Source organism: Acidimicrobiales bacterium (assembly GCA_016794585.1).
Lineage (GTDB): Bacteria > Actinomycetota > Acidimicrobiia > Acidimicrobiales > DATDAH01 > JAEUJM01.
Genome location: JAEUJM010000001.1, coordinates 40,275 through 59,117 on the forward strand (window position 1 = coordinate 40,275; position 18,843 = coordinate 59,117).

Annotated in this window: 14 protein-coding genes; 5 read left to right on the top strand and 9 right to left on the bottom strand. The window is 73.3% G+C overall.

The annotated features are described in order from the left end of the window. Window positions 1-21: 21 nt before the first annotated feature. From JNK12_00190 to JNK12_00210, 5 genes are all read right to left on the bottom strand, one after another. A complete protein-coding gene (locus JNK12_00190) occupies window positions 22-1,575 on the bottom strand; it encodes a hypothetical protein (protein MBL8774308.1) in 1,554 nt (517 codons plus the stop codon). 135 nt (window positions 1,576-1,710) lie between these two features. Further along, the gene (locus JNK12_00195) at window positions 1,711-2,178 is read right to left on the bottom strand and encodes a DsrE/DsrF/DrsH-like family protein (GenBank protein ID MBL8774309.1); all 468 of its coding nucleotides are present in this window, start codon (window positions 2,176-2,178) and stop codon (window positions 1,711-1,713) included. Window positions 2,179-2,240: 62 nt separating this feature from the next. After that, window positions 2,241-2,558, bottom strand: coding sequence for a TusE/DsrC/DsvC family sulfur relay protein (locus tag JNK12_00200; protein ID MBL8774310.1), 318 nt, complete (start codon window positions 2,556-2,558; stop codon window positions 2,241-2,243). 17 nt (window positions 2,559-2,575) lie between these two features. After that, window positions 2,576-3,838 (bottom strand): NAD(P)/FAD-dependent oxidoreductase, encoded by a 1,263-nt coding sequence (locus tag JNK12_00205; protein MBL8774311.1) that lies wholly within the window; start codon window positions 3,836-3,838, stop codon window positions 2,576-2,578. A gap of 95 nt (window positions 3,839-3,933) precedes the next feature. Next, window positions 3,934-4,203, bottom strand: a complete 270-nt coding sequence (locus tag JNK12_00210) for a metal-sensitive transcriptional regulator (GenBank protein ID MBL8774312.1) — start codon at window positions 4,201-4,203, stop codon at window positions 3,934-3,936. A 49-nt stretch (window positions 4,204-4,252) separates the two neighbouring features. Here JNK12_00210 and JNK12_00215 point away from each other — a divergent pair, with 49 nt between their 5' ends. Continuing rightward, window positions 4,253-5,647 (top strand): MBL fold metallo-hydrolase, encoded by a 1,395-nt coding sequence (locus JNK12_00215; GenBank protein ID MBL8774313.1) that lies wholly within the window; start codon window positions 4,253-4,255, stop codon window positions 5,645-5,647. Further along, a complete protein-coding gene (locus JNK12_00220) occupies window positions 5,644-6,480 on the top strand; it encodes a sulfite exporter TauE/SafE family protein (GenBank protein MBL8774314.1) in 837 nt (278 codons plus the stop codon). Before JNK12_00215 ends, JNK12_00220 begins: the two co-directional genes overlap by 4 nt. Here JNK12_00220 and ppsA read toward each other — a convergent pair. Continuing rightward, entirely contained in the window at window positions 6,477-8,819 is a 2,343-nt protein-coding gene (gene ppsA, locus JNK12_00225; protein ID MBL8774315.1) for a phosphoenolpyruvate synthase, read from the bottom strand. The two genes, JNK12_00220 and ppsA, sit on opposite strands and share 4 nt — an antisense overlap. Window positions 8,820-9,001: 182 nt before the next feature. Here ppsA and JNK12_00230 point away from each other — a divergent pair, with 182 nt between their 5' ends. Genes JNK12_00230 through JNK12_00240 form a run of 3 tightly spaced genes read left to right on the top strand, consistent with a single transcriptional unit; the run spans window position 9,002 to window position 14,943 of the window. Beyond that, window positions 9,002-11,650, top strand: a complete 2,649-nt coding sequence (locus tag JNK12_00230; protein MBL8774316.1) for a cation-transporting P-type ATPase — start codon at window positions 9,002-9,004, stop codon at window positions 11,648-11,650. Between the two features lie 11 nt (window positions 11,651-11,661). Beyond that, window positions 11,662-12,465 (top strand): HAD-IA family hydrolase, encoded by an 804-nt coding sequence (locus tag JNK12_00235; GenBank protein MBL8774317.1) that lies wholly within the window; start codon window positions 11,662-11,664, stop codon window positions 12,463-12,465. A gap of 12 nt (window positions 12,466-12,477) precedes the next feature. Further along, a complete protein-coding gene (locus JNK12_00240) occupies window positions 12,478-14,943 on the top strand; it encodes a glycoside hydrolase family 65 protein (GenBank protein MBL8774318.1) in 2,466 nt (821 codons plus the stop codon). Here the strand turns inward: JNK12_00240 and JNK12_00245 are convergent. Genes JNK12_00245 through JNK12_00255 form a run of 3 tightly spaced genes read right to left on the bottom strand, consistent with a single transcriptional unit; the run spans window position 14,940 to window position 18,665 of the window. After that, entirely contained in the window at window positions 14,940-16,178 is a 1,239-nt protein-coding gene (locus tag JNK12_00245; GenBank protein MBL8774319.1) for a M15 family metallopeptidase, read from the bottom strand. The genes JNK12_00240 and JNK12_00245 overlap by 4 nt on opposite strands. After that, window positions 16,175-18,127 carry a hypothetical protein gene (locus JNK12_00250; GenBank protein MBL8774320.1) on the bottom strand — a complete coding sequence of 651 codons (1,953 nt, stop codon included), beginning with the start codon at window positions 18,125-18,127 and terminating at the stop codon, window positions 16,175-16,177. Before JNK12_00250 ends, JNK12_00245 begins: the two co-directional genes overlap by 4 nt. Then, complete coding sequence (locus JNK12_00255; GenBank protein MBL8774321.1) at window positions 18,117-18,665, bottom strand: RNA polymerase sigma factor; 549 nt, start codon at window positions 18,663-18,665, stop codon at window positions 18,117-18,119. Before JNK12_00255 ends, JNK12_00250 begins: the two co-directional genes overlap by 11 nt. Window positions 18,666-18,843: the final 178 nt, after the last annotated feature.

Sequence of the window (18,843 nt, forward strand, 5' to 3'; positions counted from 1 at the left end):
GGTCGGAGAAGCTAGCCCGGGTCAGTCGGCCGGGATCGAGGACTGCGCCGCGGCGGCCTTCAGGTTGGCGGCATCCGCCTCGAGGATCGCACCGGCGTCCACCGCCTCGTCCACCGCCGTGTCCCACGCGTCCACGAAGGCGTCGTGGTCGTCGTAGCGGTCGGCGAGCTCGGCCGGGGAGAAGGGCACGGTGGTGCCGAAAAGCCCGCAGAAGCCGTTGGGGGGCTGGCCGGATCCGGAGAGCACCGCGACGGGCACGTCGACCTGTGGTGTGCGGATGCCGCCGACGGCGATGCCGTCGCCGTCGACCACGACTTCGTCGGTCGCCTCGTCGAGCTCGATGCGGGGCATCTCGGGTGGCGCCTCGCCGGTGCGCGCCCAGCCGTCGAGCGCAGCGGCGGCCGAGCGGGCGGCGTAGGTGAAGGGGCCGGCGTTGAAAGGCCGGTCGCAGGAGATGATGTTCCCGTAGATGGCGCTCGGGGGGTCGGACATGGCGTCGAAGAGGGCGACGTCGGTGGCGCCGTCACCCGTGTCGCTCGCCCCGACGACCAGGCCGTAGGCGTCGTAGTGCGCCGTGCCGGCCACCTCCCAGCCCCGGAACCGGTCGGTGTCGGGCTGGCGGGCCCCTGCGTAGCTGAGCCCGCCGCCCAGGTCGGTCTCGGAGGTGATCACGAGCACGGGCACGTCGAGGTCCTCGCGGAACAAGGTGGGGGAGGGGGCGGGCACCTCGGCCTGAGGCTCCTGCGAGAGGGCGGCGCCGTCCACGCTGCGGCTCACGATCAAGAAGCCGTCGTAGACGTGGTCGCGCGGGGCGATGGCGTTCGCGTAGGTGCTGAGTCGGAAGGCCGACTGCGACTCGCCGGTGGCGAGGACCCGCTCGGGCTCGAGCCCGCCGAGGACGGTCTCCGGTTGCGTCCGCACGGCCGCGCCCACCTGGCTGAACAGGTCGTAGGAGAAGCTGTCGCCGGGGTGGGAGAGGTCGGCGTAGCGGATCGGGTCGGCGTTCTGGAGGCGGAGTGCCGACCCGAGGCCACCGTCCCCGGAGATGCCGGCGGTCTGCGCCGACACGCCGATCCAGGCCGAGCCGGAGCGCAGGATCTCGACCTGGGCCTGCGTGAACACCGCCGGCGCGTCGAGGCCGCCCGTGACGTTCAGCCACTCGACGAACACGGTGCCGTTGAAGTCGGCGGCGTCGGCCGGGCGCCGCACGAGGATGCGGGTGGTGTAGTCCGCCGACTCGTCGGGCTCGACCGTCCACTCGCCGTCGCTGGTGAGGGGCTCGGCGCTCGTGTACGACGACGCCGTCCCGGAGACGAAGAACTCCTCCTCGACGTAGCCCTTGGCGGCGAGGTCCGGGGTGCCCTGGGCCAGCACCGCCTCGCCGGCGCCCCCGGTGACGGGACCATCCACGGTGACCTCGCCGACCGCGGCGGGATCGAAGGCCGCCGTCGTGGTCGTCGTGGGGGCCGACGTGGGGTCAGTGGTCGACGAGGCCGACTCCCCCGACGATGAGCAGGCGGCGCTCACGAGGAGCACCGCCAGCACGACGAACAGGGGGACTCGGCGACGGCACACGGCCAGCACCGTAGGTGATCGCTCGAACCCCTCCGATCAGTCCTCGCGGGAGTGGGTCACGTGGCGGAGCAGAGCGAAGCCGCGGCACCGATGAACCGGATCGCCGAAGGCGCTCCGACGAAGGAGGAGCCAGTGCTACGTGAAGATGATCTCGCCGCCGGCGGCCATCTCGTAGAACTCGCCGACGGTGATGATCTCACGGGCCTGTTCGATGAGGTCGTTCTCGGTGAGGCCGAAGAGGTCGACCGACGCCTTGCAGGCGTAGAGGCCGGCGCCCGTGTCGGCGATCATCTCGACGAACTCGGGGATGGAGGGGATGTCGAGCGCCTCCATCTTGTGCTCCATGTAGTGCGTCATAACGCTCGACATGCCGGGGATCCCGCCCGCCCAGGTGGCCAGGTGGAGGCCCGGGTTGCCGACCGTCGAGATCTTGATGTGGTCGTGGCGCTTCTGGTGGATGGCGTCGAGGCCAAAGAAGGTGAAGAAGAGGTTGGCCTCGATGCCCTCGGCGCGGGCGCCGTTGGCCATGATCAGGCCGGGGTAGATCCCGTCCAGGGAGCCCTTGGAGATGATGATCGAGACCTTCTCGATGGCGTCGCCCATGGCGGCAGCCTCCGTTCGTGGTTGGCGGGTGGGTGTCGAGGCGGGTGTCCGCCGCGGGTGGATCAGATGCAGCCGCGGGGCTTGGGGATGCCGGCGATCTTGGCGGCCATCTTCGCCGGGCCCTTCGGGAAGAGCAGGTAGAGCTCCTTCACCGAGACGCCCGAGGTCTTGCCGAGGACGCGGACCGTCGGGCCCGTGCCCTTCTCGAAGTACTGCGAGCGCATGAACTCGAGGACCGTCCAGTGATCGGGGGTGAGCTCGTCGATGCCGGCCTCCTGGGCCAGCTCGACGGCCATCTCCTTGGTCCACTCCTCGGGCTCGGTGAAGAACCCTTCGTCGTTGACGTCGACGGTGGTGCCGGCGAGGGTGCGGGTGGGCATGGTGCCTCCTGTGTCGGTCAGTTGGCGGTGGGCGAACTGGGGGTGGGGGCGCCGGCGGACTTGCCCGCTTCGGGCATGTCGGCGCCGATGCCGGGGATGTCGCGGCCCGGGAGCAGGGCGTGCCAGTAGAACCACTGGAACATCAGCTTCCCGAGGTGGTTCATGCGGGACTCCTTCAACAGGGGCATGCCGACCGCGGCGGGGAAGTGGCCCGGGAGCGGCTCGGTCTCGTAGTTGAAGTCGATGAGCAGGGCCTTGTGGAACCCCGTCTCGATGAAGCAGTTGGCGTGGCCGTCGTAGCCGGCATCGAGCTCCTCGCCGGCCAGGAAGCGCTTCACGTTCTCGACCAGCACCTCGCCCTCGAAGTGGGTCACGGACCCGGCCTTCGAGGCGGGGACGTTGGTGGCGTCGCCGATGGCGAAGACGTTGGGGGCCACCTTGGACTGGAGCGTGTGCTCGTCGGTCGGGACGAAGTTGAGCTCGTCGCCGAGGCCCGGGGAGCGGCCCACGTACTCGGCGCCGCTGTGCAGGGGGATCACGACGGCGAGGTCGAAGGGCACCTCACGTCCGTCGAACCCGGTCAGCGTGCCGGCGGTGCCGTCGACCTCGCCCGTGTTGAACTCCGTGACGAGCTCGATGTCCTTCTCCGCGAGCAGGCCGCTGAGGGCACCGGAGGCGACCGGCTTGGTGAAGGCCCCGTCGAGGGGGGTCACGTAGGTGATCTCGATGCCGCGGCGCACGCCCCGCTCGCGGAAGTACCAGTCGGCGAGGAAGCAGAACTCCAGCGGCGCCACGGGGCACTTGATGGGCATGTCGACCACGTTGACGACCAGGCGGCCCTGGCGGAACGAGGCGAGGGCGGACTCGAGGGCGGCGGCACCCTCGGGCGTGTAGAAGGTGAAGACCTTCTCCATCCACCCGGGCCCGTCGAGACCCTCGGTCTCCTCCGGGGTCAGCACGGCGCCCGTGGCCACGATCAACACGTCGTAGTGGAGGGTGGTGCCGTCGTTCAGGTGGACCTCTTGTCCCCCGATGTCGACGCGGTCGATGCCGTCCTGGCGGTAGTCGATGCCCCGGTGCAGTTGGCGCTTGCGGGAGCGCACGATGTCTTCGGGGTGGGTCAGGCCGAACGGCACGAAGAGCAGGCCCGGCTGGTAGACGTGCGAGTCGTCCTGGTCGACGACGGTGATGTTCACGTCGTCGGGGAGCTCGCGGCGCAGCCGGTTGGCGCCGAGCGTGCCGCCGGTGCCGCCTCCGAGGATCACCACATGTCTGGTCACGAACCCAGCGTGCCCGCTGGCTTCCCCACCGGGTAGGTACGAAAGTCCCTACTCCCGGGGGTATTGGTCCCCTCCCGAGGGAGGACCCTGCCGCTTCAGGAGAGGCTGAGGAACATCTTCTGGACGTTCTCGAGGTCGTAGCCCTCCTCGGCGGACCGCTCGGGGTCGCTGAGGCACCACGTGAGCCCGGCGGTGATGAGGACGAAGCCGGTGCGCTGAAGGGCCTTGGTGGCGGCCGCGAGCTGCTGGGCGATCTCCCGGCAGTCCCGCCCGTCCTCCAGCATCTGCTGCACGCCTCGGAGCTGGCCCTCGGCGCGGCGGAGGCGCTTGGTCAGGTCGTCGACGGTCTCGGGGGGCAGTTCCACGGTTCCTCCAGGGGTGCGAGCTCGGTCGGGCCAGGATACCCTATGGGGTATGCACTTCACCCAGTACTACCTCGATTGCCTATCGCAAGCGTCGTACCTGATCGGTGACCAGACCACGGGTCGGGCGGTGGTGGTCGATCCTCGCCGCGACATCCAGGAGTACCTCGATGACGCCGAAGCCGCCGGCCTGGTCATCGAGCTGATCATCGAGACGCACTTCCACGCCGACTTCCTGTCGGGCCACCTCGAGCTGGCGGAAGCCACCGGTGCGGCCATCGGCTTCGGCGAGGTGGCCCAGGCCGACTTCCCCATCCGCCGCCTCGGTGACGGTGAGCGCATCAGCCTCGGGGAGGTGACGTTGGAGATCCGGGCCACGCCGGGACACACGCCCGAGTCCATCAGCGTGGTGGTCTACGAGCGCCCCGCCGACGAGGTGCCCTACGGGGTGCTGACCGGCGACACCCTCTTCATCGGCGACGTCGGCCGACCGGACCTGCTGTCGTCCATCGGCGTCTCGGCCGACGACCTCGGCCGCCAGCTGTACCACTCACTGCACGAGAAGCTGCTGACCCTGCCCGACGTGACCCGGGTGTTCCCCGCCCACGGTGCGGGGTCGGCCTGCGGCAAGAACCTGTCCACCGAGACGCAGTCCACCATCGGCGAGCAGCGGGCCACGAACTACGCGTTGGCCCCGATGACCGAGGCGGAGTTCGTGGCCGTCGTCACCGAGGGCCAGCCCTCGGCACCGGGGTACTTCGCCTTCGACGCAGGCCTGAACCGCCGCCAACGCGAACTGCTCGACGAGACCGAGCCCCCGGAGGCCCTCACCCTCGACGCGGTGCTCGAGCATCAGCGGGCGGGTGCGGCCGTGCTCGACACGCGCGACGCCAACGAGTACTCGATCGGGCACCTGGCCGGGTCGCTCAACGTCGGCGCCGGTGGCCGGTTCGCGGAGTACGCCGGCAGCGTCGTCGGGCCCGACACCCCCATCGTCCTGGTCACCGACCCGGGCGGGGAGCTCGAGGCGAAGGTCCGCCTCGCCCGCATCGGCTTCGACACCGTCGTCGGCGCCTTGGCCGAGCCCGTGGCCTCCTTCCTCGCCCACCCCGACGTGGTCGAGACGAGCACCCGCGTCACGGCGGCCGAGCTCGAGGCGGCACTGGGGGAGGTCACCCTGGTCGACGTGCGCAACCCGGGCGAGGTGAAGCTGGGCATGATCGACGGGGCCCGCCACGTCCCCGTGGCCGAGCTGCGGGACCGTCTCGGCGAGCTCGACCCCGAGGCACCCACGGTCGTCTACTGCGCCGGGGGCTACCGCTCGATCCTGGCGTCCAGCCTGCTCCGCTCGGCGGGCTTCACCCAGGTGTCCGATCTGCTCGGGGGCTACGGCGCGTGGATGACCCACCTCAGCCGTGACGAGGTGGGCGCCGGCACCTCGTCGTGAGGGCGCTCCTCACCTCGCCGTTCGGCTTCCTCATCGGCCTGTCCCTCGGCGCGCTGGGCGGCGGGGGCTCGATCCTCGCCGTGCCGGTGCTCGTCTACATCGCGGGGGAGAGCCCGCAGGCGGCCACGACCACCTCGCTCATCGTCGTCGGCCTCGCCGCCCTGGTCGGCATGGGCGAGCACCTCCGGGCCGGTCGGGTCGAGGTCCGTCCCGGCCTCCTGTTCGGGCTGGCCGGCGTCGGTGGCTCGTTCCTCGGCTCCGCGTTGAACCGCGGGCTCGACCCCGACGTCCTGCTCCTGGCCTTCTCCGGGCTCATCGTGATCGCCGCGTGGCGGATGCTGACCGGCTGCCCCACCTGCACCCGGGTCGGCGAGGAGGCCGCCGAGCGGGCGGCGGGCCTCGGTGGTGGGAGCGGGGCCGGCGGTGGGAGCGTGGGCGTCCGCCTGCGCCTCGACGCCGCCACGGTGGCCAAGGTGGTGGCGGCGGGCACAGCGGTGGGCTTCTTCACCGGCCTGTTCGGCGTGGGTGGCGGCTTCATCATCGTGCCCGCGCTCACGCTGCTGCTGGCCTTTCCCATGCCCAAGGCCATCGGCACCTCACTGCTCATCATCGCCATCAACTGCGCGTGGGCGCTTTTGGCCCGGGTGGGCCACACCGAGGTCGACTGGGCCGTCACGATCCCCTTCGCCGTCGCCGCCCTCGCCGGCGTGCTGACCGGGACCCGCATCGCCGATCGCCTGCCGGCACAGACCCTGCTGCGGTGGTTCGCCGGCCTGCTCGTGGCCGTCGCCGCCTACACCGCGGTGTCGTCGTTGCTGAAGCTGCTGGGCTAGGCCTGCCGGGCCGCTTCGACGAGCATGCGCCGCTCGGACGCGGCGAGCACGCGTCGGGTGGCGAGCGCCGCATCCGGGGTGACCGACACCGACGTGATGCCGAACCGGACGAGGTGCTCCGCGAACGCGGGGTCGTTCGACGGCGCCTGGCCGCACAGCGAGCTGGTGAGCCCGTGGGCCCGTGCCTCGGAGATGATGGCGCCGATGGCGGCGAGCACGGCGACGTCGTTGGCGTCGAAGAGCTCGGCACAGATCTCGGAGTCGCGGTCCACGCCGAGGACGAGCTGGGTGAGGTCGTTGGAGCCGATGGAGACGCCGTCGATGCCGGCCCGGGCGTAGTCGCCGATGCGGTAGACGACCGAGGGGACCTCCGCCATCACCCAACGGTGCAGGCCGCGCTGTCGGCCGAGGGGGCTGCGGTCGACGAGCTCCAGGCAGGCCTCGAGCTCCCAGAGCGTCCGCACGAACGGGAGCATCAGGTGGAGGTTCGGCGTCTCCTCCCGCACCCGTGCGAGCACCTCGAGCTCCATGGCGAAGACCTCGGGCTCGCGCACGTAGCGGTAGCAGCCCCGGTAGCCGATCATCGGGTTGTTCTCGACGGGCTCGTACTCCTCACCGCCCTCGAGGCCTCGGAACTCGTTCGTGCGGAAGTCCATGGCCCGGTACACGACCGGACGCGGCGCGAAGGCGCGGGTCACCTGGGAGAGCGACGCGGCCATGGCGTCGACGAAGGTCTCGCGCCGACCGTCGGCGAGCAGCTTCTTGGGGTGGATGCCGCCAAGCGCGTCGGTGATCATGAACTCGGCGCGGAGCAGGCCGACCCCGTCGACGGGAAGGGCGGCGGCCTCCTCGGCGTGCGCGGCCATCGCGAGGTTGACGTGGAGCCGGGTGGCGAGGGGCTCGTCGGCGCCGCCGCCACCCGAGGCGGCCGGTGCCACCGGCGCGCCGGGCGCGACGGTCGGGGGCGCCAGGAGCGAGGCGGACACGTCGCCGGCCCACACCTCACCCTTGGCGCCGTCGATGGTGACGACCTCGCCGTCGCGCAGGGCGGTGGTCGCCGTGCGGGCGCCCACCACCGCCGGGACTCGCAGCTCTCGGCTGACGATGGCGGCGTGGCAGGTCATCCCGCCGCCGTCGGTGACGAGGCCTGCCGCGCGTCGGATGGTGGGCACCCAGTCCGGGTTGGTCATGGGGGCCACGAGGATCTCGCCGTCCTCCAAGCGGTGGCCCTCGTCCACCGCGCGCAGGACGCGTGCCCGGCCGACCGCGACGCCGGGCGCCGCGGCGAGCCCCCGCACCAGCGCGCCGGCGGCGTCCGTCGCGCCGCCGGCGATCGCGCCGCCGGCCTCAGGGGCGGCCGGGGGCGGGCCCTGGTCGAGGGTCGTGATGGGTCGGGATTGGACGAGGCGCAGCTCGCCGCTCGGGGTGATGACCCACTCGGTGTCCTGCGGCGACCCGTAGTGCGCCTCGACGTCGCGCCCGAGCGCGGCGATGGCCACCACCTGGTCGTCGGTGAGCACCCGTCGGGTGCGCTCGTCGCCGGCGAGCGCGATGGTCTCGTCGCCGCCTCCCGCCGCCCGCACGATCTTGTGGCTCTTGATGCCGACCCTCGCCTCGCGCACGTCGAGCGTGTCCTTGGCCACCAGGTAGGAGTCCGGCTCGACCTGGCCACCCACGACGACCTCGCCCTGCCCGGGCGCTCCCTCGATGACGAGGGTGCTGCGGTCGCCGTCGGCCGGGTTGGCGGTGAACATCACCCCGGAGGCGACGGCCTCGGCCATCTCCTGCACCACGACCGCGATGGCGGGCTCGTCGGTCAGGTGCTGGCTGGCCCGGTAGGCGAGGACCCGGGCGCTGAAGGCGGAGGCCCAGCAGTCGGTGATGGCGGTGAGCAGGGCCTCCGGGCCGCTGACGTTGGTGAAGGTGGCGTTCATGCCCGCGAAGGAGGTGCCGGCGGTGTCCTCCGCCGTCGCCGACGAGCGCACCGCCACGGCCACGTCGTCGCCGAGCGCGGCGTATGCGTCGAGGACCTGGGCCCGCAGGTCCCCGGACACGCCCGAGTCCCGCACGAGCGCCTGGCAGCGCTCGGCCAGCGCGTCGAGAGCGTCGGGGTCGAGGTCGGCGGCGGTGGGGACGAGGGTGCGCAGCTCGTCGCGGACCTCGCCGGCGTCCATGGCGCGTAGGTAGGCGCCCGCGGTGACGACGAAGCCGGGCGGCACGGGGAACCCCGCCTGCAGCAGCTCGCCGAGGTTGGCGCCCTTGCCGCCGGCGGTCCCGACCGAGTGGCGATCGAGTTGGTCGAGCGGCAGGACCAGCGGGGCGAGGGGGTCAGCGGCCATGGCGGTGCCTCCGGATCTGGCGCGAGGTGGTGGACGGGCGATGGCGCAGGGAGCTGCACTCGACGTCCGTCGTGGCTCCACTCAAGCCCCTGGCGATGGGGAAGGGAAGGGGAGAAGGTCCCAGGGCGCAGCGTGACCATCGACCCTGTGCCGAGCCTCGACCGTGCGGGGAAGATGGCCCCGTGACGGGAACGCAGGCCGGGGACGTGCCCCGGAAGGTGCCGACGGGCCTGTCCGCCGTGGAAGCCGGTTCGCGCCAGGAGGCCCAGGGGCCAAACCGGCTCCCCCCGCCGCGTGCAGTGCCCGCCTGGCGCAAGCTGGGCGCGGAGTTCGTCAACCTGTTCGCGCTGATGCTGTGGGTGGCCGGTGGGCTGGCCCTGCTGGGTGGACTGGTGCCCCTGGGGTTCGCCATCTTCGCCGTCGTCGTCCTCAACGGGGTGTTCGCGTTCGGGCAGGAGTACCGGGCCGAGCGCGCCGCCGCCAGCCTGCGCGACCTGCTCCCTCGGCGCGCCACGGTGCTGCGGGACGGGCAGCGCCGGGACGTCGACGCCAGCGAACTGGTGGTCGGTGACACGGTCTGGCTCGAGCCCGGCGACCGGGTCTCGGCCGACCTCGTCCTCGGCGAGGCCCACGGCATCCTGGTGAACACGTCGACGCTGACGGGGGAAAGCGTTCCGTCGCCCGCGGACGAGGGCGAGGAGCTCTTCGCCGGGACGTTCCTGGTCGAGGGCACCGGGTTCGCCACCGTCGAGGCCATCGGGGCGGACACCCGTCTGGCGTCGATCGCCCAGCTCACCACCGGCGCCTCCCGTCCCCGCACCCCGTTGCACCGTGAGATCCAGCGTGTGGTTCGCACGCTCGCCGTCATCGCGGTGTCCCTCGGCTCGGTCTTCTTCGTCCTCTCGCTGCTCCTCGGCCAACCCGCGAGCGACGGGTTCCTCTTCGCCATCGGCGTCACCGTCGCCGTGGTGCCGTGCGGCCTGCTGCCCACCGTCACGCTCTCGCTGGCGGTCGGGGCCCAGCGCATGGCCGCTCGCCACGCACTCGTCCGTCGCCTCGAGTCGGTCGAGACCCTGGGGTCCACCACCTTCATCTGCTCGGACAAGACCGGCACCCTCACCCGCAACGAGATGCAGGTGGTCGCGGTGTGGACGCCGTCGGGCTCGGTCGAGGTCGACGGCGTCGGCTACGAGCCGGTGGGCCAGGTGCGGGACGAGGGCCAGGCCAGCAGGGAGAGGGCGGTGGTGGCTGCGGGCGCGGCGGTGGCGTGCTCCACCGGGTACGCCGTCGAGCGCGGCGGCGAGTGGGTCACCCAGGGGGACCCGATGGAGGTGGCCCTCGACGTCGTCGCCCGTCGGCTGGGGGTCGACACCGAGCCGATCCGGGCGACGGCCCCCGATCGGATCTTCCCCTTCGACCCCCGCCGCCGGCGCATGTCGGTGGTCCGCGACGGGTGGGTGCTGGTGAAGGGCGCACCGGATGCCGTGCTGCCGCGCTGCGCCGCACCCGCCGACGCCCAGCGCCCGCTCGACGCGCTCTCCGCGCGCGGCCTCCGGGTGATCGCCGTCGCCCGCCGTCGCGACGACGGGCCGGAGGACGCCGAGGAGGCCGAGCGCGAGCTCGAGCTGCTCGCGCTGATGGCACTCGAGGATCCGCCGCGGTCGGGCGCCGCCCACGCGGTGGCCGCTTGCCGACGGGCGGGCATCTCGGTGGCGATGGTCACCGGGGACCACCCGGCGACCGCACGAGCGATCGCCGATCAGGTCGGGCTGCGGCGGCCGCACGACCCGGTGATCACCGGCGCCGACCTGCCGGCGGACAGCGAGGTGCTGGCTGCGCTCATCGATCACGACGGCATCGTCCTCAGCCGGGTGACGCCCGAGGACAAGCTGCGCATCGCCCGCGCCCTGCGTTCCCGCGGCCACGTCGTGGCCATGACCGGTGACGGGGTCAACGACGGTCCGGCACTCCGAGAGTCCGACATCGGCATCGCCATGGGCCGCTCCGGCACCGACGTCGCGAGGGATGCCGCCGACCTGGTCCTGCTCGACGACGACTTCGCCACCATCGTGGCCGCCATCGAGCAGGGCCGGGCCACCTTCGCCAACATGCGCCGGTTCCTCACCTACCACCTCACCGACAACGTGGCCGAGCTCACGCCCTTCGTGATCTGGGCCCTTTCCGGGGGTCGCTTCCCCCTTGCCCTCGGGGTGCTCCAAGTGCTGGCCCTCGACATCGGCACCGACACGCTGCCGGCGGTCGCCCTCGGCGGAGAGGCCCCGACGCCCGGCGTGCTGGACCGGCGGCCGTCCGAGGGGCGACTCATCAACTCGACGGTCGCCTTCCGGGCCTTCGGGGTGCTCGGCCCGACCGAGGCGCTGGTGTCGATGACCGCGTTCGTGACCGTCTTCCTGGCCATGGGGTGGTCCCCGGGTGAGCCGTTCCCCGAGGGGCACGTGCTGGACATGGCGTCCGGGGCCGCGTTCACCGCGGTCGTGGTCGGCCAGATGGCCAACGCCTTCGCGTGCCGCAGCACCACCCGGTGGCCGGGCCGCCTGGGGTGGACCAGCAACCGCCTGCTGCTCTGGGCGGTCGGGTTCGAGGTGCTCCTGGCCGCCGCCTTCATCGGGTTCGCGCCCCTGGCCGACCTGCTCGGCCAGGCGCCGCCACCGCTCGCGGGGTGGCTCGTCGTCGCGTCGGCCGCACCCGCCGTGCTCGCCGCCGACACGCTCGCGAAGGTGGCGCTGCGCCGGCGCGCCCGCCGGCAGCGTCACGGTCTCACCTCCGACGACGGTCGAGGCGTGCCCGCCGCGGTCCGCGGCCATCGGTGAGACTGGATGCGATGAGCTCGCTGGGCCGCTTCGACGCCGTTGTCTTCGACACCGACGGGGTGCTCACCGACACCGCGGTGGTCCACGCCGCCGCGTGGCAGCGGCTGTTCGACGAGTTCTTCGAGCGGTGGGCAGGGGCCGCGACCGGTGGCGCGCCGCAGGCGCCGTTCGACCCGGTCGGGGAGTACCTCGCTCTCGTGGACGGCAAGCCCCGCTACGACGGCGTGCGCAGTGTGCTCGCCGCACGGGGCATCGAGCTGCCCGAGGGCGACCCCGACGACGAGCCCGGCGTCGAGACGGTGTGCGGCCTCGGCAATGCCAAGGACGCCTACTTCCACGAACGAATGCGGGCGGACGGCGTCCGAGCGTTCGCCGACGCCCGCCGCCTGCTCGACCGGCTGGAGGCCGGCGGCCGCCGATCCGCGGTGGTCTCGGCCAGCCGCAACGCCCGTGAGGTGCTGGCCACGGCGGGCCTGCTCGACCGCTTCGCGGTGGTGGTCGACGGCGTCGACAGCGATCGACTGGGCCTGGCGGGCAAGCCGGACCCGGCGCTCTTCCTCACGGCCGCCGACGGCCTGGGGGTACCGCCGCACGCCGCCGTGGTGGTCGAGGACGCGGTCGCCGGCGTCGAGGCCGGCCGGCGCGGCGGGTTCGGCCTGGTGGTGGGGGTGGACCGGGTGGGTCAGGCCGAGCACCTCCACGCCGCCGGGGCCCACCTCGTGCTCCCGGACCTCGACCACCTTCACGTCGAGGCCGAGGGGCCGACGGGTGAGGGGGACCCGGAACCGGGCGCTCGTCCCGGGCCCGGCGGGTAGAGAGGAACGACCATGACCACCGTCGGCGGCGGGATCATCCCGGAGCTACCACCCGAGGGCCACTGGTGCCTGCGCTTCGAGGGCTTCGACCCGGACGACGAAGGTCGTCGGGAGGCGCTGTGCACCCTGGCCAACGGCTACTTCTCCGTGCGGGGCGCGGCTCCGGAGGCCGAGGCGGACGGGGTGCACTACCCCGGCACGTACGCCGCCGGCGTGTTCAACCGCCTCGAGGACGACGTGCAGGGCCGCGCCGTCACCAACGAGAGCCTCGTCAACCTGCCCAACTGGCTCCTGCTGCGCTTTCGGGTCGCGGACGGTGACTGGTTCCGCCTGGACGAGGCCGACCTGCTCGACCACGTGGTCGAGCTCGACACCCACCGGGCCGTGCTGCGCCGCCACCTGCGCTTCCGGGACGGCGACGGCCGGGTCCTCCGGGTCGACCAGCGTCGCTTCGTGCACCTGGACGAGCACCACCTGGGCGCCCTCGTCACCACGTTCACGGCCGAGAATTGGAGCGGGCCGCTCGTGGTGCGCTCGGGTGTCGACGGTCGGGTCACCAACGACAACGTCGAGCGCTACCGGTCGCTGTCGTCCACCCACCTCCTGCCCGTCGGTGAGGAGGCGGTGGACGACGAGACCCTCCTCGTCCAGGTGGCCACCACCCAGTCCCAGGTGCGGGTGGCGGTGGCGACGCGCACGCGCGTGCTCGACGGCGACGGGGGCGTGCCGGAGCCACCCCGCCACCTCCTGCACGAGCCCGGCTTCCTGGCCCACGACCTGACCCTCACCCTCGTCGAGGGCCATCCCGTCGAGGTCGAGAAGGTGGTGGCCCTGTTCACGTCTCGGGACCAGGCCATCAGCGAGACCGGGATCGACGCGGTGCGGGCCGTGCAGGCGGCACCGGACGCAGCCACCCTCGAACGACGCCACGCCGTGCACTGGGCCCACGTCTGGAAGCGGGGCGACATCGAGATCGAGATCGACGACGGCGACGAGGAGCCGCCGCCGGAGATCGCGTTGCGGGTGAACCTGTTCCACCTGCTGGCCACGGTCACCAAGAACAGCGCCGACCTGGACGTCGGGGTTCCCGCTCGGGGCCTGCACGGCGAGGCCTACCGGGGCCACATCTTCTGGGACGAGCTGTTCATCTTCCCGTACCTCAACCTGCGCTTCCCCAAGCTCACCCGCGGCCTGCTGCTCTACCGGTTCCGCCGCCTGCCCGAGGCCCGCCGCGCGGCCGCGGCGGCGGGGTACCGGGGGGCGATGTTCCCCTGGCAGAGCGGGAGCAACGGCGAGGAGGAGACCCAGACCTGGCACCTCAACCCCAACTCGGGGCGATGGCTGCCGGACGGCTCCCACCTCCAGCGCCACGTCAACATCGCCATCGCCTACAACGTGTGGCAGTACTACGACGCCACCCACAACTACGAGTTCCTCTCGTTCTACGGTGCCGAGCTGCTCCTCGAGATCGCCCGCTTCTGGGCCAGCGCCGCGGTGCTCGACCCTGCGGACGGCCGCTACGACATCGACGGGGTGGTCGGCCCCGACGAGTACCACGAGGCCGTTCCCGGCGCGGACCGACCCGGGCTTCGCAACAACGCGTACACGAACGTGATGGCGGCCTGGGTGCTCGGCAAGGCCGTCGCCCTCGCCGACGTGCTGACCGACCACCGGGTCGCCGAGCTCCACGAGAAGCTGGGGATCGACGACGCCGAGCTCGCGTCCTGGGACGAGATCGGCCGCCGGTTGCGGGTGCCGTTCCACGACGGCGTCATCAGCCAGTTCGAGGGCTACGGCGAGCTCGCCGAGCTCGACTGGGACGCCTACCGCGAGCGCTACGGGGACATCCGCCGGCTCGACCGCGTGCTCGAGGCCGAGGGCGACACCACCAACGCCTACAAGCTGTCGAAGCAGGCCGACGTGCTGATGCTTCTCTACCTGCTGTCGGCCGACGAGGTGATCGCCCTGCTCGGCCACCTGGGCTATGACGTCGACCACGACGTCCTGCGCGCCACGACGGACTACTACCTGGCCCGCACCTCGCACGGCAGCAGCCTGAGCGGCGTGGTCCAGACCTGGCTGAGGGTACGCGCCGGCATCGAGCCGTCGTGGCCCCTCTTCAGCGAAGCCATGGAGAGCGACCTCCGCGGCGGCGACGGCGGCACGGTGCGCGAAGGCATCCACCTCGGGGCCATGGCGGGCACGGCCGACCTCGTCCAGCGCGGCTACGGCGGCGTCGCCCCGCGCGACGGGGTGCTGTGGATCGAGCCGGCGCTCCCGCCCGAGATCACCCGGCTGCGCTTCAACGTGGGCTACCGGGGCAGCTCCGTCACCGTGGCCCTGGAGGACGGGCACGGCACGGTCACCGCCCACCCGAACGCGGGGCCCATCACCGTCGGCATCGCCGGCGAGGTCGTCGAGCTCGCCCCGTGCGAGGAGCGGCGCTTCCCCGTGCCCCGCCGCACCGCCGGCTCCTAGGGACGCGGCGGGCCGATGTACTCGAAGTGCCCGGCGTCGGGCACGAGCCATCCGTCGCCGGACGCGAACCCCCACCGACCCATGACCTCGACGAGGCGCGGGTCCTGGATGGACGTCGTGCCGGTCCGGTTGCCGCTGAAGTTGAGGTCGATGGCGGCGCCCCAGGCATGGCGCGAGATCGAGCCGCCCTCGGTGACGAGTCGGGCGTTGTAGCAGCCGTCGTAGCTCTGGATCAGTCCGGCCAGGTTGCGGTCGGCGAGCTCGCGCAGGGCGCCGCTGAGGGCAGGCACGAGGTCTCGGTGGCATCGGACCCGACCCAGCACCGGAACGTCCGCCGAGACGATCTCGTCGGCCACCCAGGACGGGTCCTGGACGAGGTCGCGCCCGCTCGTCGGGGGGACGTAGGCGAACTCGCCGAAGGTGGCCTTGATCCGGGACTGGGGGAGCACCGAGTCGCCGTGGCGCAGGTAGGGCGTCTGGCCTTCGACGCGGACTCGGGGCGGTCGGGCGGGGTCCGCCACCGTGCGCACGGCGGCCGCCGTCTCGTCGGCGGTGCGGCGGGGCCGTGCGAGCACGTATCTGTCGGTGTCGATGCCGGCGGCGACGGCCCCGCCCGTGGGGACGACCAGCTCGGCGGCCCCCACCGAGGCGTCGGCGACCACGGCGGTGACGCGCACGGTGGCGCCGGTGGTGAGGGCGACGACGTCCCCCGGGCCCCACGAGTGCAGCTCGGCCGAGGTGGCGCCGACCACCGCGTCGCCGGGCTCGAGGCGCCGGAGCGCGTCGCGGTCGGCCGGCTCGGCGAACGGGGGGTAGGTGGCGGGGTCCACGGCGATCGCGTCCAGGCCGAGGACCATGCCGGCGGGAGCGGCGGGCGCCGGGGCGGTCACCAGGTCGCCCTCGACGACGGTCGAGCGGGCCACCTCAGCCAGTCCCGCGACTCGCGTGGCCAGCGCGGGGTCGAGCCCGTTCGCCGTCCAGACGAGCACGGTCGGTGGGTGGGCACCGACCGGAGCGGCGCCGGCCGAGGCGGGAACCTCGGCGCCCGCTCCCGGGTCGCCCGGGTCGCCTCGGTCGGGGGACGCGGCGTCGGTCCCGTCGACTGGCTCGCGAGCTGCGGCTCTGGTTCCGTCGCCCGCGGCGCCGCCCTCCCGGGCCTGGACCGTCAGCGTCACGCCCGCACCGACGAGGACGCCCAGGACGGCGATCGCCAGCAGCGCCAGCGCGCGCCTCACCCCGGCTCCAGGAGTGCGGCGACGCCGACGAGCTCGGCGCGGGAGAGGCTGAAGCTGCGCAGCCGGTAGACCCGGTCGGCCTCGAACCATTCGAGCATCCCCTGTGCAGGCAGGTAGCGACCGGACGTCCCCCGGACGGCGACCGCCTGGACGTCACCGGCGACGACGGGCGGCGGGAGCTTCGCCGCCGGTGCCTGGTCCAGGACGAAGGCCCGGTCACCCGCCCCCGTGAAGGCGGCGATCACCGTCTGCCCCTCGACGCGGAGCGCGGGGGCGCCGAATCCGTCGAGGCCCCGGGGCAGGAGCAGCGGGTCGATTGCCGCCCGCGCGGTGGCGATGTCGGCCGTGGCCGCCTCGGCCCACGACGGTGGGACGTCAACCCCCTGCAGGCCCAGCCGCGACGCGACCGCCACCAGGTCCTCCCGGCCCACGCTGCCGCTGACCACCACGTCCACGCCCTCGGTGTGCAGGCCCACGCGATCGCCGCGCTCCCCGAGGTAGCCGACCCCGGCCGGTCCGAGGTCGAGGCGGCGGACGAGACCCCCGAGGTCGCCGAACAGGCGGCCGCCCGGCCACGACGTCGTGGCCGACACGGCCAACCACGCCCGGCCGTCGGTCCACGTGCGGGTGGACACGGTGGGCCCCTCGAGGGTCTCCGTCCGCCCCGTGCGGTACGGGGTGAGGCCGTCGGGGAGCGACGACGGCTCGGGCACCTCGCGCTCGGCCACCGGGCGGTCGCGGAACCCGCCGTCCGAGACGCTCGGCGGCCACGTGGACGCCGCGCCCGGGGCGGTGACCGCCGGTTCGCTCCCGGTGTTCACCGACAGGTCGTGGACGGTGACATCGAGGACGGGTCGGCCGGCGACGTCGGTGTACCCGCGATCGGCGGCCCACGCGGCGCGCTCGGGATCGTCCCCGGCGCGCACCGTCACGCGCAGGGGGACCAGCGTGTCGCGGTCGAGTCGCAGGCGCACCGGGTCGGTCGGATGGGCCTCGCGGAGGTTCCCGGTGGGGCGGAGCGCGTCGAGGAGAGGGCCGACCTGCGCCGCGGTGGTCTCGATGCCGATGGTCGGGCGTCCGTCGACCTCGGCCGGCGGCAGGGTCTCGAGCGCGCCGGTGAGCGCAAAGCTCTGGACCGGCATGACCAGCTCGAGGGGCGCGGGCGCCGCCGCGGAGAACGGCTCCCGACCGACGAGGGTGCGGTGCTCGCCGGCGGTGGGCGTGCAGTCGGGCTGCGCCGGGCTGGGGCAGTCGACGAGGCCGGTGACCGTCCAGGTGTCCTCGTCGACGGTGAGGTTCAGGTCGTTGGGGCGCCAGGCGCCGGCGGGGTACTCCGTGTGGTCACGCAGCTCGAGGCGCAGGGTCTCGGGGGCGGCGTAGCCGAGGCGCCCGTCGAACCGGCGCTCGGGGACCGCCGGGTGCCAGCCGTGCTCGACCACGGTCAGCCGTGCGTCGAGGTCGTGGACGGCGTGCTGCGCGGCGTCGACCCGGTCGGCGAGGTCGGCCTCGGCCACCCCGGGTCCCTCGGGGGACGTGGACGTGTGCACCAGGAGCGCGGCCCCCAGGGCGGCGGCGACGAACACCGCCGCCGCCGGGAGGTGACGCCGCCGCGGGGCGGCGGGCCGCCGGCGCGCCCGGCGGCCAGCGACGGTCCCGACCTCGGCGCCCTCGCCCTCCTGGCCGTCAGCGGCGTCCTCGCGGCGGACCCGGGCCAGCACCGCCGCGGCGAGGGGGGACGGGGCGTCCGGATGACCGGAGGTGCCGAGCTCGCGGGGTGCGGGGCGCAGGAGTGCCCTGGCCGCCCCGGCGTGGCGGGCGAAGCGGGCGCACTCGGGGCACGTGTCGGCGTGGCGGCGGGCCTCGGCGACCTCGGTCCCGTCGCCGGGCGCGTCGCCCGGAGCCTCGTCGAAGGCGGCCGACAGCACCTCCTGGACGTGGTCACACGTCACGGGCGGCCTCCTCGGTGGCCATCCAGCGGTCGAGCTGGCGCCGAGCCTGGTGCACCCGGCTCTTGACGGTGCCTTCGGCCGTGCCCAGCACCTCGCCGGCCTCCCGGTAGGTCAGGCCGTAGACCTCGACCAGCAGCAGGGCCTCCCGCAGCTTGTCGCTCAGACTGGCGATGGCCGCGGCCAGCTCCGCCGAGGCCGACGGCACCGGGTCGCGGGACGTGCCCTCCTCGATACGGGCGGGCGTGACCGCGGTGACGACGCGGTCGCGGCGCTGGCGGCTGCGGAGCGCGTCGACGGCGCAGTTGCGGGCGATCTGGAAGACCCACGACGACAGCCCCGACCGGAACGCGAACGAGGGCAGCCCCCGGTAGACGCGCACGAAGGTGTCCTGGGCCACGTCCTCGGCGAGGGTGGCGTCGCCGAGGAAGTGCACGAGGAAGCGCCGCACGTGGTCCTCGTAGTGGTGCACGAGGGAGGCGAACGCGTCGTCGTCGCCCGCTGCCGCCGCCCGTACCAGCCCCTCGGAGGGCTCCTCCACGCGCCGTCCCCTCACCGGCGCACCCCACGGGAGCGCCTGGGGTCATCGTGTCGTCCCGGCCCGGGCCTGTCCACCGGCACCTGTGCGTCGCGCGTCCACGCGAGAGGAGACGCTCCGGGCGCCGCGATGGTTCGACGCGGACCTTCCGGATCCCGAAGCGAACTCCGGGGCCCCGGCC

Bases quoted from the DNA above. Each gene is read 5' to 3' on its own strand.
- JNK12_00215 (MBL8774313.1), top strand. From the start codon at position 4,253: ATGCACTTCACCCAGTACTACCTCGATTGCCTATCGCAAGCGTCGTAC.
- JNK12_00200 (MBL8774310.1), bottom strand. From the start codon at position 2,558: ATGCCCACCCGCACCCTCGCCGGCACCACCGTCGACGTCAACGACGAA.
- JNK12_00195 (MBL8774309.1), bottom strand. From the start codon at position 2,178: ATGGGCGACGCCATCGAGAAGGTCTCGATCATCATCTCCAAGGGCTCC.
- ppsA (MBL8774315.1), bottom strand. From the start codon at position 8,819: ATGGCCGCTGACCCCCTCGCCCCGCTGGTCCTGCCGCTCGACCAACTC.
- JNK12_00240 (MBL8774318.1), top strand. From the start codon at position 12,478: ATGACCACCGTCGGCGGCGGGATCATCCCGGAGCTACCACCCGAGGGC.
- JNK12_00235 (MBL8774317.1), top strand. From the start codon at position 11,662: ATGAGCTCGCTGGGCCGCTTCGACGCCGTTGTCTTCGACACCGACGGG.